Below are 13,152 nucleotides of genomic sequence, written 5' to 3'. Positions count from 1 at the left end.
GCAAGCGCAAGGAGGAGGTCCGGCGCCGCCTACTCGGCGGGCTGCTCTTCGGCAGGCGTCTCTTCCGCCGGCGCGGCGGGCGTATCGCTTGGCATCTCGACGGCGCCGGGGCCGCGGTAGTCGCTGCCCAGCAACACGATGAGCCGCGCGCCGTAGCTCGCGTAGTCCGGCTGCAGGTAGTACGAAGCGCCACCGAGCTGCTCGCCGAGGCCCTTGGCGAATGCCTCGTCCTTCGGATCAACGTAGAAGATCGCAGAGATCGTCACGTCCCGCTGATCGGCGACTCCGGCAAAAATCACGTCACCCAGCGCGCCGGTCCGGATCGCCTGATCGACGTTGTCTTCGAGTCCATCCGCGGGGCTGCCATTCAGGATCGCGATCGTCGCGGCGGGGTCGATCTCGCCGACCACCTGCACGGGCGCCGGCTTCTTGGTCTCCTCGACCGCGCCGGGCAACTGCACGTTGCCTGGCCCGATCACGATGAAGACAATACCCAGGGTGGCGAGCACCGCGGCAGTGAGCAGCACCATGAGCGCGCGCAGCCAGAACGACCCCGCCCGCTCGGGCGAACGGTGCACCCCGACACGGTGGCTGCGCTCGACCAGGTCGTAGCGATCCTGCGGGGCGCGCGTGCCTGACGCACGGGCCTCACCGCTGGATTCAGCGCTCTGCTTCTGCGCCACGCGCGTACCTCCGGATGATTGCCTTGCCGCTCGGGCGCTTGCCCGGGACCGTTTCCACCTTACTCGGCAGAACTCTGCTTCCTTGGCAGCGAATCGGGAGCGTAGAGCGCGCGGGCCAGCCCGTCGAGCACGTCGGGGATACGCGTGCCCCCCGCGAAGAGCGCGGTGTCGTCCACGTCAATGATCCGGCGATTCTTGCCGGCGGTCGTCAGCGCGACGCTCGGCACGCCCTCGAGCAGGCCGTCGACGCCACCCGCACTCTCAAGCCCCTCGGTCATCACCACGACCACGTCGGGGTCGATTGCGATGAGCGCCTCGTCGGTCATGGGCTTCATTCCCGACCAGCCGATCTCCTTCGCCACGTCGATCGCGCCCACCGCGTCGATGATCGAATCGATGCCGCTGCCCTCGCCGAAGAGGTAGTAGATCCCAGCAGTGCCACGAATGTAGAGGAACGCGACGCGCGGCTTGTCCTCAACGCTCCCGGGAACGAGCGGTGCGATCTCGAGCATCTTCGCCGCGATCGCATCTTGAATCTCGGTGACGAGCTGTTCGCCCAGCGCGGGGATGCCGAGGGCGGCCGCGACCTCGCGTGCGGACTGGTAGGTGCTCTCGAAGTCGTCGGATTTGGTCACGACCACGACGGGGATGCCGGCATCGCGCAACTGCAGGAGCACGTCGATCGGGCCGATCGATCCGTCGGTGATGATCAGCGTGGGCGAGAGCGAGATGACGCTCTCGGCATCGATAGTGTGCCCAGCCTTGGTGACCACGGGAAGATCTGCGGTGCCCTCGGTATTTGTCGAGGTATCGCGCCCCACAAGACGGTCCCCCAAGCCGTATGCGTGCACAAGGTCCGCGAGCGTGCCCGTCATGGACAACGCGATCACGCGGGAAGTGTCGGTGACCTCAATCTCGCGGTCGCCGCCGCGGTCGCGAGAGACGACCGTCGCAGGAAGATCGGCCTCAGGGTTGTCGGCGATCGGCTGCAGCGTCGGTCCGCCAATCACCGCGGTCGTCGGGCCCTGATACGCCCGGGGATCCTCGAGCGGGGTGAGCGTTGACAGCGGGGGCAAATCGATCTCGGTCGCGGTGCCGCCCGTCGCCTGCGTCGGCCCGGTTTGGCACGCCGTCAGGCCAGCCCCCATGGCAAGCACGAGAACGAGCGCGGCGGAGCGGGCGAGGCGACGATACGACATAGAGGCGAGGCGGCTTTCGATTGGTCGCCGATCGCTGCAGGATCCGGGGTGCTCCCAGACCGCACTACGCGATCCGGCGACCGCCGTGGACGCCATGCGACGAGCCAAAGTGACTCGAGAAGTTAGCCTAGCCTAAGATGGTGTGGTGGCCCCGGGATTCTCGGGGCTCACACAGCTGGCGTGCGCTTAGAGTACAGAGGGCCTGCACGCCCATTTATTCGCCAGGAAGGCAGCACCCGCCGCGTCATGAAGAGCACCGCCGTCACCGCGCGTTCGCGGCACACCGCCACGGTGTTTGCGCTGTTTACCGCGCTGAGTGTCTCGCTGCTCGTGGTCGTTCTGGTGTCGGCCGGCACGGGCCAACTGGCGATCCCGCCGGATCAGGTCCTCGGCTCGATCCTGCACCGCCTCGGCATCACCTGGCTGCCACTGCCCGAGCACCCCGCGGGCGATCAGACGCTGTGGGCGATCCGCTTCCCCCGCGTCGCGCTGGCCGTGCTCGTGGGCGCCGCCCTCTCCGTGTCGGGTCTGCTCATGCAGGCCGTGTTCGGCAACCCGCTCGCCGAGCCCGGCGTCATCGGCGTCTCGTCCGGTGCAGCCGTCGGCGCGGGCATCTGCATCGTTTTCGGGCTCACGATATTCGGTGACTGGACGGTTGCCGTTTTCGCCTTCGGGGCCGGCCTCATCGCCACGCTGCTCGTGTACTTCATGAGCCGCGCCGATGGCCGCACCGAGGTCGTCACCCTCATTCTCACCGGTATCGCGATCAACGCGATCGCGGGTGCTGGCATCGCGCTGCTGACCTTCCTCGGCGACACCCAGTCGCGTGAGCAGATCGTGTTCTGGCAGCTCGGCAGCCTCGCGGGCAGCCGTTGGGAGCAGGTCTTCGTCGTCGCCCCCGTCGTCGCGATCGGCCTCATCGTGTCTTACCTCGTCGCCCGCAAGCTCGACCTGCTGTCGCTCGGCGAGCGCAACGCGCGCCACCTCGGCGTCAATGTCGAGGCACTCAGGATCGGCGTGATCGTGCTCGTCTCGCTGCTCGTCGGCGCTGCGGTGGCGTTCGCCGGCATCATCGCCTTCGTCGGCCTCGTGGTGCCGCACCTCATGCGCATGATTCTCGGCCCCGCACACCTCCCGCTCGTCACGGCGAGCGCCCTAGGCGGCGCGCTACTGCTGTCGCTCGCAGACCTCGCCGCACGCACGATGGTGCCCATGGCAGATCTGCCGATCGGCATGCTCACCGCCCTCGTCGGCGGGCCCTTCTTCTTCTGGTTGCTGCGGCGCACCCGCAAGCGGAGCGGAGGCTGGGGCTAATGGCTCGACACCTCACCCTTCCCACGCCGGTCCCTGTTGGGACGGCAGCGTTCGAGATGCGGGGCATCACGGTGTCGCGCGGCGGGCGGCGCCTGCTCGACTCGGTCTCGCTGTCCGTGCAGGCCGGCGAAGTGCTCGCCCTGCTCGGCCCCAACGGCGCCGGCAAGTCGACGCTACTCAATGTGCTCTCGGGCGACCTCGTCCCCGACGCGGGCGATGTGGACTTCGCGGGGCAGACGCTCGACTCGTGGTCGCTCCTCGATCTCGCGCGCCGGCGCAGCGTGCTGCTGCAGGACAACCAGGTCTTGTTCCCCTTCACGGTGCACCAGGTTGTCGAGATGGGCCGAGCGCCGTGGCGACGCACTGCGCGGGAAGAAGAGGACAACTCGGCGATCTCTGACGCCATCGGGGCCGCCGACATCGCGCACCTGGGCAACCGCCGCGTCCCGTCGCTCTCGGGCGGCGAGCGGGCGCGCGCCGCGTTCGCGCGCGTGATTGCCGGTCGCACCGGAGTGCTGCTGCTCGATGAGCCGACTGCGGCGCTCGACCTCAAGCACCAGGAGGCTGTGCTTTCACTCGCCCGCTCGCGTGCCAGCGAGGGTGACGCCGTCATCGTGGTGTTGCACGACCTGAACCTTGCGGGGGCCTACGCAGACCGCATCGCGCTGCTGCGCCAGGGCTCGATCGCGGCGCTGGGCTCACCCGCCGAGGTGCTCACCGCTTCGACCGTTTCGGCCGTGTACGACTCCCCCGTCGAGGTGATCCCGCACCCGGTGACTGGCCGCGGGATTGTGCTGCCGCTGAGGTAGTTCGTCGCTGTGGCGGGTGAGCTGCGCCGGGTGGCCCTGTGCGGGGTGGCCCGAGGTCCCCTGGGCACCCTGGGCACCCTGGGCACCCTGGGCACCCTGGGCACCCTGGGCACCCTGGGCACCCTAATTTTCGCTCAGTAGTAGATCCGCCTTCAATAGTAGAAATTCGGCGTTCTCGTGGGGATTCTCGGCTTTTCTACTATTGAGTGAAAGTGTTATTGCCCGTTCACACCCGACGTCTTCAAGCAATTCTCCACAATTTCGCCCGAACACCGTTGCTGGTTGTCCCACCCAGGAACACTGGACAAATGTCCGTTCCATCTGAGGTGCGAAAGCTCGGCGGTGTCGTTCGCACAGCGACTCTGCTCAGACTGGGCTGTACGCGCTATGAGATCGCACAAGCAGTCTCGCGCTCGCTTGTCCTCCGGGTAGCGAGAGGCTGGGTTGCCCTACCCCACTCTGATCCCCTCCTCCTTCTGGCCGCACGACACAACGTCACAGTCAGTTGCATTTCCCGCGCGAAAAGGCTCGGGCTCTGGGTACTCGACAACGATCGGCCCCACGTCGCTTCCCTGCCAAACGGCCCACCCATTCGTGATCCTCATGTTGTCGTCCACCGCCACAGGCCGCTCGAGCCACGCCACCCCGACCGCCTTGAGGACTCGCTCATCAACACCCTCGTGCTGGTCACCACATGCGTGCCGCACGAAGAGGCAGTCGCCATCCGGGACTCCGCACTGAACAAGAAGCTGACCGACCTTCACGCGCTGAATCAATTGCCGCTGCCGGCCCGCGCACGACGCGTGCTGAGAGATGCGACGCCGCTGGCAGATTCTGGCCTCGAGACGTACCTCCGTCAGAGACTGGGCTGGACGGGCGTTCCCTTCAGAATGCAGGTCTGGCTGTTCGGGCACCGGGTGGACCTGCTGCTCGGGGAACGGCTTGTCCTCCAGGTCGATGGCGGCCACCATGTCGGGGCGCAGCGCGACTCAGACAACGCCCATGACGCCCTTCTCCGCCTGCGCGGATACACCGTGATCCGCATCAGCTACCGCCAGCTCATTCACGAGTGGCCGCTGATCCAGGACCTCATAACTCACGCCATCGCGAATGGGCTGCATCATGCCCGCTAGCACCCGCAGGATCCCGCCGAACCCGCGAGACGCAGAACGGCGGCGGACGCGAGTACTCGCCCCCGCCGCCGTCAGGCGTGAGTGGTTAGGCGTTCGGGTCGGTTGGCGTCTCGCCCCGGGCCTCGTCGGGCGTCGATTCCACAGCGTCGGCAGCAGCCGGCTTTCGCCCACTGCGCACGAGCGCGAGCGTGGCACCGGCGATGACCAGCAACGCAACCGCACCGATGCCGATCGGCAGCCACGGGACTCCCGGCCGCTCTTCGGTGATCACACCGGTCGCGGGTTCCGCGTCCTCGCTGGGGGTCTCGTCCGCAGCTTTGTCCGCGGCACCAGCTTCCAGCGCGCAGCCATCGGCCTGCGCCGTCAGGCTCAGCGGGTCAACTTCTTCGCCCGCCGCGTAGAAGCCGCCAAACGCCGATGCCCCCTCCGCAGTGAAGCGACCCGGGGCGTCGACGATCTCGAGCGTCACGCCATTGACGACAATCCTTCCGGCCAGGTCAAGCTTGACGGCACGCACCTGCGGCAGCGTCACGTCGGGCTCACCCGTCTGCTTGGTCGAGGCGAGGTCAAGCAGCAAGTACGCCTCGGTCGGCGAGACAAGCTCAAGTGTCGGGTTCGCCACGTCCAACTGCAGCAGCCCCTCGTGGCCGGCGAAGAGGACGCCACCGGTGAATCCGATCGACCCGCTTCCGTCGGCTTCGATCGCGCCGGATCCTGCTGCCCAGCGGAACGCCGGGGTCTCGTACTCGACTCCGTCCTTCAACGTCCAGTCACCGTTCGCGATAGTGCCGGTGATGTAGGCGCGCCAGCGCTCGATGATGCCCCACTCCAGGGATGCATCGCTCACCGTGCAACCCACGCCCATCTCAGCGGCCAACGGTCCTGCGGCGGGCGAGGCCACCAGGGGTGCGGCGACGGCGGCGGGCGCAATTGCGCAGGCGGCAACGACGCCGATGGCGGCAAAGGCCCCACTGAGCACTGCGGTCAGCTTGCGGGTGAGTGGGCGTGCATTCACGAGGGTTGCATCCTTTGTTCGCCGGTCAGAAGAGATGAATCGTGCGGGAGCGAGTTTGGCCTCCGCGGTTGGCCCAGTGGCCGTCCCCGGCGCGGGGCGGAGGCGGCGAGTTCGCCACCTTCCGTCCCCGCACCTCAGGGTTTGGACCGTACCAGCCTAATTGGCAGTCCCGGGGCCGCTCTGGCTGAGCGCCTCCGCCGATCGGCGGCGCGCAATAACGACTCCCACGAGGGAGCTCGCGACGAGCACCAGGGCGGCTGCCGCGGCCCACCAGAGAGCCGACGAGCCGGCGATGGGCAGGTCCGAGAGGGCAACTGCCGCGACCGCACCGTCCTGTGCTTCGGAGTCTGACGAAAGCCCTGACTCCTTGGCTTCCTTGGTGAGCTCCTTCGCGATCGTGATCGTCGCGCCAGCGTCGGTGCTTCCCTGCAGGGTCAGCGTGTGCGTGCCCGTCAGGTCCTTCGGCAGGGTGCCGATCCAGCGCACGACACCGTTGGCGTCGGCTCCGGCGTTGCGATCGAGCAGGATCGGGTCGGAGTAAAGCACGACCAGGATGCCGCGCTCGCCCGGCTCAAAGCCGCTTGCCTCAAACTCGATCGCGCCGCCCGCAACCAGTTCATCGGCTGGTGTCAGGACGCGGATCCCGCTGGTGGCAGGCGCCGTGGCGGCCGGCTGACGGTTCGTCTTGAGCGCAGCGGGAGACACCACCGTGGTGCCGCCGCTAATCCCGGTGTTGACGGCACCGACCGTAAAGCTCAGGCCGTCCATCGCCATGGCGTAGTTGCCGAAGGAGAAGAAGCTTGCGCCCGCTCCCGCCGGGCTGACCGGCACGCCCTTCCAGGTCACGGAGCCGTCGGCAGCAACGGTCCGGTTCGCCGCGCCGAGGTTGAGGTTCGCGAAGAGCTGGCCGTTGGCGAACAACTGTCCGGTCGTCGGCCCCGTGACACGGATCATGGGGTTTGCAACTGACAGGCTGAGCAGGCCGTGGTGCCCCGAGTAGCTGACAGAGCCCGAATACTGCACCGATCCAGTTTGGCTCGAGCGGTCCCAGGAGCTGCTCGACGACTGCGGGAAGACGTAGCCGCCCGCGCCGCCACCGGCACCCAAGGTCGTGATCGAACCCTTTGCAATATCACCCGTCACGTAGGCACCAAACGTGGAGGAGATCCCCCAGGTCAACGACCCCGGCTGCGACGGTCCGGTCGGAACAGTCGGAACCGTCGGCGTCACTGGCGGCTTGGGGTCGGGGTTCTTCCCGAACACCTGGTCCCACTGCTCTGCGCTGATCGCGACATTGCCCCGAGCGAGAATGTTGTCGCCCGTCGGCTGCGTGTGCTGCTTCCAGACGAGCACCTCGTACTGCTTGGTGCGATCAAGCTTCGCCTTCTCGGCGACCATCGACGTCTTCAGAACGCCGTCAGTGATTGTCGGGAACGGCATTGCGAAGGCGGCATACCCACCGTCTGCTCCAAGGGCTGCCTCAGTGCCGCGCTCAATCAGCGCAGCGTACGCGACGGACTCGACAAAGCCGGTTCCGTTGACGCCGACCGTCAGCGAGGTGCCGTCTGTGACCTTCGTGACGCTCGCCGTGACCGCTGGTCCTTCCAACTTGCCGAAGATCGCGTCCCAGTTCGCGTCGCTCACTTCGATATCAGCGCGCGCAAAGATGTTCGAGGCCGTCGGGGCGCTGTGCTGCTTCCAGACGAGCACCTCGTACTGCTTGGTGCGGTCGAGCTTCGCCTTCTCCGCGACCAACGAGATATCGAGCACCCCGTCGGTGATCGTCGGGAAGGGAAGAGCGAACGCGACGAATCCGCCGCTTGCGTCGAGTGATCCTTCAGTGCTGCGCTCAATGACTGCGACATAGGCGGAGTTGACCTCGAAACCAGAACCGTCCACGTCGATCGTGAGCGATTCGCCCTCGACGACGTCCGAGACCACACCAGTTACCGTCGGCCCAGCGGCCGCAAACGTCACCGGGGTAAACGTCTCGAACGGCGCATACTTCGCACCACCACCCGGATACGTCACAATGCCCCACGAACCGCCAGCCAACGCCTTCGCCTCGTTCGGCTTCAACGTCAACGTCGTCTCAAACGTGCCATCCGCGTTCAGCAACACCGCTCCCGCGGCCGCTCCACCGATCGCGTCAAAGCTCGCAGCCGGAACGGCCCACTTCTGATCCACCGCAGAACGAGCCGACGACAAGGCACCCTCGGACGGCTTCCACGCCGGGAGATACGACCCAAACACAACATACGTGCCAGCAAACTGCCCGTTCAACGGAGGACGGTTCGCACCGCTCGTCGCGGGCGCATTCGGCAGGAAGTTCTTACCCTTCACCGTCACAACCGTCGCAGCAGCAGGATCCAAACCCGAGACCGAACCCACAACCTCAACCGACGGCGCCGGAGCCGCAAACGTCACCGGGGTAAACGTCTCGAACGGCGCATACTTCGCACCACCCGCCGGGTACGTGACAATGCCCCATGAGCCACCGGCGACAGCCTTCGCCTCGTCGGGCTTCAGCGTCAACGTCGTCTCGAACGTTCCGTCGGCGTTCAACGTCACCGCGCCAGCGGCCGCGCCACCGATCGCTTGAACACTCTCCGCGGGCACCGCCCACTTCTGGTGAACCGACTTTCGAGTCGACGACGCAGCACCCTCCGACGGCTTCCACACCGGTGCGTACGATCCGAACACGACGTACGTGCCGGCAAACGTTCCCGCGAGCGGCGGGTACAGCGCGGTCGTCCCGGGGGCCGAGGGCACAAACCCTGAGCCCTTCACGGTGACCACGGTCTCGGCCGAGGCGTCAAGCCCCGTCACCGAACCCACAATTTCAACCGTCGGGACCGCAGCAACCGCGGGGGCCGCCTCGGTGGCAGCCGGGGCGGCCTCAGCAGCAGTCTGGGGGGCGGCAGGCGCGAGGGGCGCTTCCGGGGCGTCGGAACCCTCGGGCTCGACGGCATCGGTAGGTGCTTCGGGCGTCTCAGGCGCAACAGGCGCAGCAGGATCCGCACTGTCGACCGGAGCCTCAGCGGCAGGGGCCTCTGTCACGACGGGCGCAGCGGCGACCTCATCGGCTGCGTAGGCCGCGCTGCCGCCAAGCACGAGCGAGCCGGCAAAGAGGCCGGTAACGAGTGCCGCGGCGAGCGAAGCACGCGCACGACCAAGCAGCGTCCGATTGGATTCGGGCATGTCGAGGGGACCCCTTCAGAGGTACGGGCATTGCCCGAAGCGGCTCGCAGTGGCAATAATCGCCCGTGCGAGTTGGCGCCAACGCCGGCACCGAGAGTCGAACAGGCCACCCTTACTCGGAGTTAGGAGAACCTTAGTCAGATGAATTTCATCAGACCTTACGATGCCGTGTCAACTCCACGGCCAAATATCACCCGATCCTGTCCCTCGCCGTGCGAGTTTTGACACTTCGGACTCTCGAACGACCGGCGTACACTGGGCCCGTCGGCGACGACCGGCACGCGAAGCGAAAGGCACGCTCATGACAGACGCATCCCGCCAGTACCCCGTCCAACGCAGCGACGACGAGTGGCGCGAGACGCTCGGCGCAGACGAGTTCCAGATCCTGCGTCGCGCCGCGACCGAGCGCGCCGGAACCGGCGAGCTACTGGACGAGGAGCGCGATGGCATCTACCGCTGCGGGGCCTGCAAGAGCGAGCTGTTCATCAGCGGAACCAAGTTCGACTCGGGTTGTGGATGGCCCAGCTTCTACGAGAGCATCCGCCCCGAGGCGGTCGAACTCCTCGACGACACCACGCTCGGCATGACCCGCACCGAGGTGCGTTGCGCGACCTGCGGCTCACACCTCGGGCACGTTTTCCCCGACGGGTTCGGCACGCCGACCGGCGACCGGTACTGCATGAACTCGCTCGCGCTCACGTTCGAGCCCGGCAACTTCGAGGACTGATCACCATGGCTCCCGAACAGCACCCCGCACTCGACGCAGTGCGCAGCCGGCGGTCACGGTCCAAGGTCACCGACCTCGCCCCCACCCACGCAGAGCTCGCCGAGCTCGTGCAGGCCGCCGCGGGAGTTGCCGATCACTCGAAGCTGCGCCCGTGGCGCCTGATCGAGCTGCGCGGAGACGCCCGCGCACGCGTTGGCGAGGCCCTCGCGGCTGCCCAGTCCGCCCCCGAGCGCACCGATGAACGCGCGATCGAGCGCCAAGTCGCGAAGACCGAGCGCGCGCCACTCCTGATCGCGATCGTGAGCTCCCCCGTGCCGAGCCTCAAGGTTCCGCTGTGGGAGCAAGAGGCGACGGCGTCAGGCGTCGCGCACGTCCTCAGCCTCCTGCTGGATGAAGCCGGCTGGGGTGTCCTCTGGCGCACCGGGCTACTGACCCGCTCGGCCGAGGTCGCTCGCGCTCACCGGCTCGCCCCCAACGAGGTACTCCTCGGCTGGCTCTACGTCGGCGGCATGCGCCCAGACGACCGTGAGCGCAAGGACCGCTCGCCGATCGACCTGCAGGGCCGCCTCAGCGAGCTGTGAGTCACGTTCGGGCAGGATCCCGGCTGGGCAGGCAAGCGATCACGACCGCGACCAGCGCGATCCCTACCCCCAGCAGCAGCTCGCTCCCGCCTCGACCAGGGACCGGCGCCACGGCGTCGAGCACGAGGGCCCCGACCAGCTGACCGGCAACGTTGGACATGCTCAGCAAAAGCACCCCGGCCGAGCGCACGAAAATTGCGGCGAGGGCAATAAAGACGCAGCCGAGCGGCCCGCCTGCGTACCACCACCACTCCCCCGGCCAATCGGTGGGCCAGCCACGCAGCCCGACCGAGACCGCGGCGGCAACGGTCAGCGCGACCGTCCCGATGACAAAGTTGATGAACGTCGCCGTAATGGCGCTTTCCGCGACGCTTCGCACGAGGCCGTTCACTGCCGACTGCCACGACACGGCCAGCCCAGCGAGCAGCGGGAGAATGAGCAGGGCCACTCCGGAGGCCTCGCCGAGCCCGGTCCACGCCGACACGGCGACCGCGATGACGGCGAGCACTGCGCCAAACATCCGCGGAACCGTCGGCATGACACGACCCCCCGGGCCGAGGCCGATCCGGTCGAGCACAAGGCCACCCACGACCTGACCAGCAACGATTCCGACGGTGAAAAGCGCGACGCCCAGCACCCCGACGGCGACGCCCTGCGTGATCACGAAGAACGCACCGCAGAGCCCTCCCAGTAGCGCCCAGAGGGGGAAGCCACGCTCGCGCACCCCCGCGCGCACACGGCCGAGCCCCGCGCGCCCGTTGGGCGACAGCAAGATCGCGAGCACCATAACGAGCAGACCCGCCCCAAACGAGACTGCGGCAGCCAGGATCCCGTTGTCGATTGTGGCGCCGAGCCCGCCGTTCAAACGCGACTGTGTAGCGACAAGAATCCCTGCGAGACCGGAACCCAGAAGAGCCATCCAGACGGGGATTCCACGCGGCGCGTTCATCTCTCAAGAGTACTGCCGCGCGGGCCGCCCCATAGCCTGCTCAGCGCGGGCCCCCTAAGCTGGGCCTCCCGGGCATTCGCCCTAGGCAGCGCGGGAAGCGACGCGACATCGAGGGAGCACGTAATGTTTGGACGGCGATCAGATAGGCGACGAGCAGAGCAGGCATTTGCCACGGGTGCAGCCGCCCGGCAGGCACCGAGCGACGCGAACCCAGCCATCGACCGCACCCCAGAACCGCCCGTGCACCGGGGCCTCTGGAGCCAGGGATTCGGCTTCGTCGCGACCCGGTCCATCCAGATCATCGCTGTCGTGGCGTTGCTCATCGCCGTCATCTGGGGCCTGCAATCGCTCACTATCGTGGTCATCCCGATCCTGCTCGCGCTCATCATCGCGAGCGCCTTTGCGCCGGTCATGCGCTGGATGCGCGCTCACCGCGTACCGGACGCGCTCGCCACGGTACTCGTCTTGGTCGCGGTGCTCCTCATCTTGACCGGCGTCGGCTGGCTCATTGTCTCGGCCGTGCGCGACCAGTGGGACGACCTCTCCGCGCAGGCGCAGGACGGCTTCGAGCAGGTGCTCGAGTGGGGCCGCCACCTGCCGTTCGCCCCGAGTGCCGACCAGTTTGCGGACTGGCAGAAGACGGTCATCGACTTTCTCACGAGCAGCCAGTTCGGCAGCGGCGCGCTTGCCGGCGTCGGCGCCGTCTCAAACTTTGTGACCGGGCTCGTGCTCATGATCGTCGTGCTGTTCTTCTTCCTCAAGGACGGCCCCAGGATCTGGTCGTTCATGCTGCGCCCGTTCCACGACGATCACCTTGAGCGCGCGCGTCGGGTCGGGGAGAAGACAGTGCAGACCTTCGGGTCATACATTCGCGGTACGGCTGCGGTGGCGCTCGTTGATTCGATCGGCATCGGTATCGGCATCACGATCCTGCAGGTGCCGCTCGCCCTGCCGCTCTCGGTGCTCGTCTTCCTGCTCTCGTTCATTCCCCTGGTCGGCGCCACGGTCGCCGGGATCCTGGCAGCCCTCGTCGCCCTCGTCGCAAATGGGCCCGTGAACGCGCTGCTCGTGATCGGCGTCGTCGTGCTGGTGAATCAGCTCGAGGGGAACTTCCTGCAGCCCGTCCTGATGGGCCGCGCCCTCAAGCTGCACGCGCTCGTTATCTTGCTGGCGTTGACCGTCGGCACCGTCCTCGGCGGGATCCTGGGCGCCGTGCTGGCTGTCCCGATCGCGGCCGTCGCCTGGGGCGTCGTCAAGGTCTGGGATGGCCCTGACCTCGCCGCTCGTTGGGCGAGGCCCCGCAAGGAGCTCGAGCAGGTCTAGCGGCTCGCTGCGCGCGCAGGCACCTGCAGGGTAGGCGTGCCCGGGCACGCTGTTCCGGTGCGCGGTGCCGGTGCCGGTGCGCGGTGCCGGTGCGCGGTGCCGGTGCCGGTGCGCGGTGCCGGTGCGCGGTGCCGGTGCCGGCAACCCGGCCACCACATAACGGAGCAATCTGCGTTATCGGAGCCCAAAACCTGACTCGGGGGCTCCAACAACTCAGA

Annotated in this window: 11 protein-coding genes; 6 read left to right on the top strand and 5 right to left on the bottom strand. The window is 67.4% G+C overall.

All coding sequences use genetic code 11. The features are described from left to right. Nucleotides 1-29 precede the first annotated feature (29 nt). Nucleotides 30-683: a LytR C-terminal domain-containing protein gene (locus KOE53_RS08100; protein ID WP_188058096.1), complete on the bottom strand. Its 654-nt coding sequence runs from the start codon at nucleotides 681-683 to the stop codon at nucleotides 30-32. Nucleotides 684-742: 59 nt separating this feature from the next. Next, complete coding sequence (locus KOE53_RS08095) at nucleotides 743-1,978, bottom strand: heme/hemin ABC transporter substrate-binding protein (RefSeq protein ID WP_251364226.1); 1,236 nt, start codon at nucleotides 1,976-1,978, stop codon at nucleotides 743-745. A gap of 150 nt (nucleotides 1,979-2,128) precedes the next feature. Between KOE53_RS08095 and KOE53_RS08090 the strand changes: the two genes are divergently transcribed. The 3 genes from KOE53_RS08090 (at nucleotide 2,129) to KOE53_RS13560 (ending at nucleotide 5,138) form a co-directional block, all read left to right on the top strand. After that, nucleotides 2,129-3,196 (top strand): FecCD family ABC transporter permease, encoded by a 1,068-nt coding sequence (locus tag KOE53_RS08090; RefSeq protein WP_188058095.1) that lies wholly within the window; start codon nucleotides 2,129-2,131, stop codon nucleotides 3,194-3,196. Then, nucleotides 3,196-4,005, top strand: a complete 810-nt coding sequence (locus KOE53_RS08085) for a heme ABC transporter ATP-binding protein (protein WP_188058094.1) — start codon at nucleotides 3,196-3,198, stop codon at nucleotides 4,003-4,005. The genes KOE53_RS08090 and KOE53_RS08085 overlap by 1 nt, the downstream gene beginning before the upstream one ends. Before the next feature lie 680 nt (nucleotides 4,006-4,685). Further along, nucleotides 4,686-5,138, top strand: coding sequence for an endonuclease domain-containing protein (locus KOE53_RS13560; RefSeq protein WP_353055611.1), 453 nt, complete (start codon nucleotides 4,686-4,688; stop codon nucleotides 5,136-5,138). Between the two features lie 85 nt (nucleotides 5,139-5,223). Here KOE53_RS13560 and KOE53_RS08075 read toward each other — a convergent pair whose 3' ends face one another. Both KOE53_RS08075 and KOE53_RS08070 read right to left on the bottom strand, forming a co-directional pair. Continuing rightward, nucleotides 5,224-6,153: an HtaA domain-containing protein gene (locus KOE53_RS08075; protein WP_188058092.1), complete on the bottom strand. Its 930-nt coding sequence runs from the start codon at nucleotides 6,151-6,153 to the stop codon at nucleotides 5,224-5,226. A gap of 156 nt (nucleotides 6,154-6,309) precedes the next feature. Beyond that, nucleotides 6,310-9,354, bottom strand: coding sequence for an HtaA domain-containing protein (locus KOE53_RS08070; protein WP_188058091.1), 3,045 nt, complete (start codon nucleotides 9,352-9,354; stop codon nucleotides 6,310-6,312). A 301-nt stretch (nucleotides 9,355-9,655) separates the two neighbouring features. On the opposite strand from KOE53_RS08070, the gene msrB reads away from it, so the two are divergent. Continuing rightward, the gene (msrB, locus tag KOE53_RS08065) at nucleotides 9,656-10,081 is read left to right on the top strand and encodes a peptide-methionine (R)-S-oxide reductase MsrB (RefSeq protein WP_188058090.1); all 426 of its coding nucleotides are present in this window, start codon (nucleotides 9,656-9,658) and stop codon (nucleotides 10,079-10,081) included. Nucleotides 10,082-10,086: 5 nt separating this feature from the next. After that, on the top strand, nucleotides 10,087-10,662 hold the full coding sequence (locus KOE53_RS08060; RefSeq protein ID WP_188058089.1) for a nitroreductase family protein: 576 nt from the start codon (nucleotides 10,087-10,089) through the stop codon (nucleotides 10,660-10,662). Nucleotide 10,663: 1 nt separating this feature from the next. On the opposite strand, the gene KOE53_RS08055 is transcribed toward KOE53_RS08060, so the two are convergent. Next, nucleotides 10,664-11,611: a DMT family transporter gene (locus KOE53_RS08055; RefSeq protein ID WP_188058088.1), complete on the bottom strand. Its 948-nt coding sequence runs from the start codon at nucleotides 11,609-11,611 to the stop codon at nucleotides 10,664-10,666. 123 nt (nucleotides 11,612-11,734) lie between these two features. Here KOE53_RS08055 and KOE53_RS08050 point away from each other — a divergent pair, with 123 nt between their 5' ends. After that, nucleotides 11,735-12,934, top strand: coding sequence for an AI-2E family transporter (locus tag KOE53_RS08050; RefSeq protein ID WP_188058087.1), 1,200 nt, complete (start codon nucleotides 11,735-11,737; stop codon nucleotides 12,932-12,934). Nucleotides 12,935-13,152 lie beyond the last annotated feature (218 nt).

The sequence above is a fragment of the Leucobacter sp. CX87 genome, from assembly GCF_018682295.1.
Classification (GTDB): domain Bacteria; phylum Actinomycetota; class Actinomycetes; order Actinomycetales; family Microbacteriaceae; genus Cx-87.
Note: the sequence above shows the minus strand (reverse complement) of the source record. Positions and strands in the feature narration are given on the sequence as shown.

Bases quoted from the DNA above. Each gene is read 5' to 3' on its own strand.
- KOE53_RS08095 (WP_251364226.1), bottom strand. From the start codon at position 1,978: ATGGCGTCCACGGCGGTCGCCGGATCGCGTAGTGCGGTCTGGGAGCAC.
- KOE53_RS08090 (WP_188058095.1), top strand. From the start codon at position 2,129: ATGAAGAGCACCGCCGTCACCGCGCGTTCGCGGCACACCGCCACGGTG.
- KOE53_RS08085 (WP_188058094.1), top strand. From the start codon at position 3,196: ATGGCTCGACACCTCACCCTTCCCACGCCGGTCCCTGTTGGGACGGCA.
- KOE53_RS08070 (WP_188058091.1), bottom strand. From the start codon at position 9,354: ATGCCCGAATCCAATCGGACGCTGCTTGGTCGTGCGCGTGCTTCGCTC.
- msrB (WP_188058090.1), top strand. From the start codon at position 9,656: ATGACAGACGCATCCCGCCAGTACCCCGTCCAACGCAGCGACGACGAG.
- KOE53_RS08060 (WP_188058089.1), top strand. From the start codon at position 10,087: ATGGCTCCCGAACAGCACCCCGCACTCGACGCAGTGCGCAGCCGGCGG.
- KOE53_RS08055 (WP_188058088.1), bottom strand. From the start codon at position 11,611: ATGAACGCGCCGCGTGGAATCCCCGTCTGGATGGCTCTTCTGGGTTCC.
- KOE53_RS08050 (WP_188058087.1), top strand. From the start codon at position 11,735: ATGTTTGGACGGCGATCAGATAGGCGACGAGCAGAGCAGGCATTTGCC.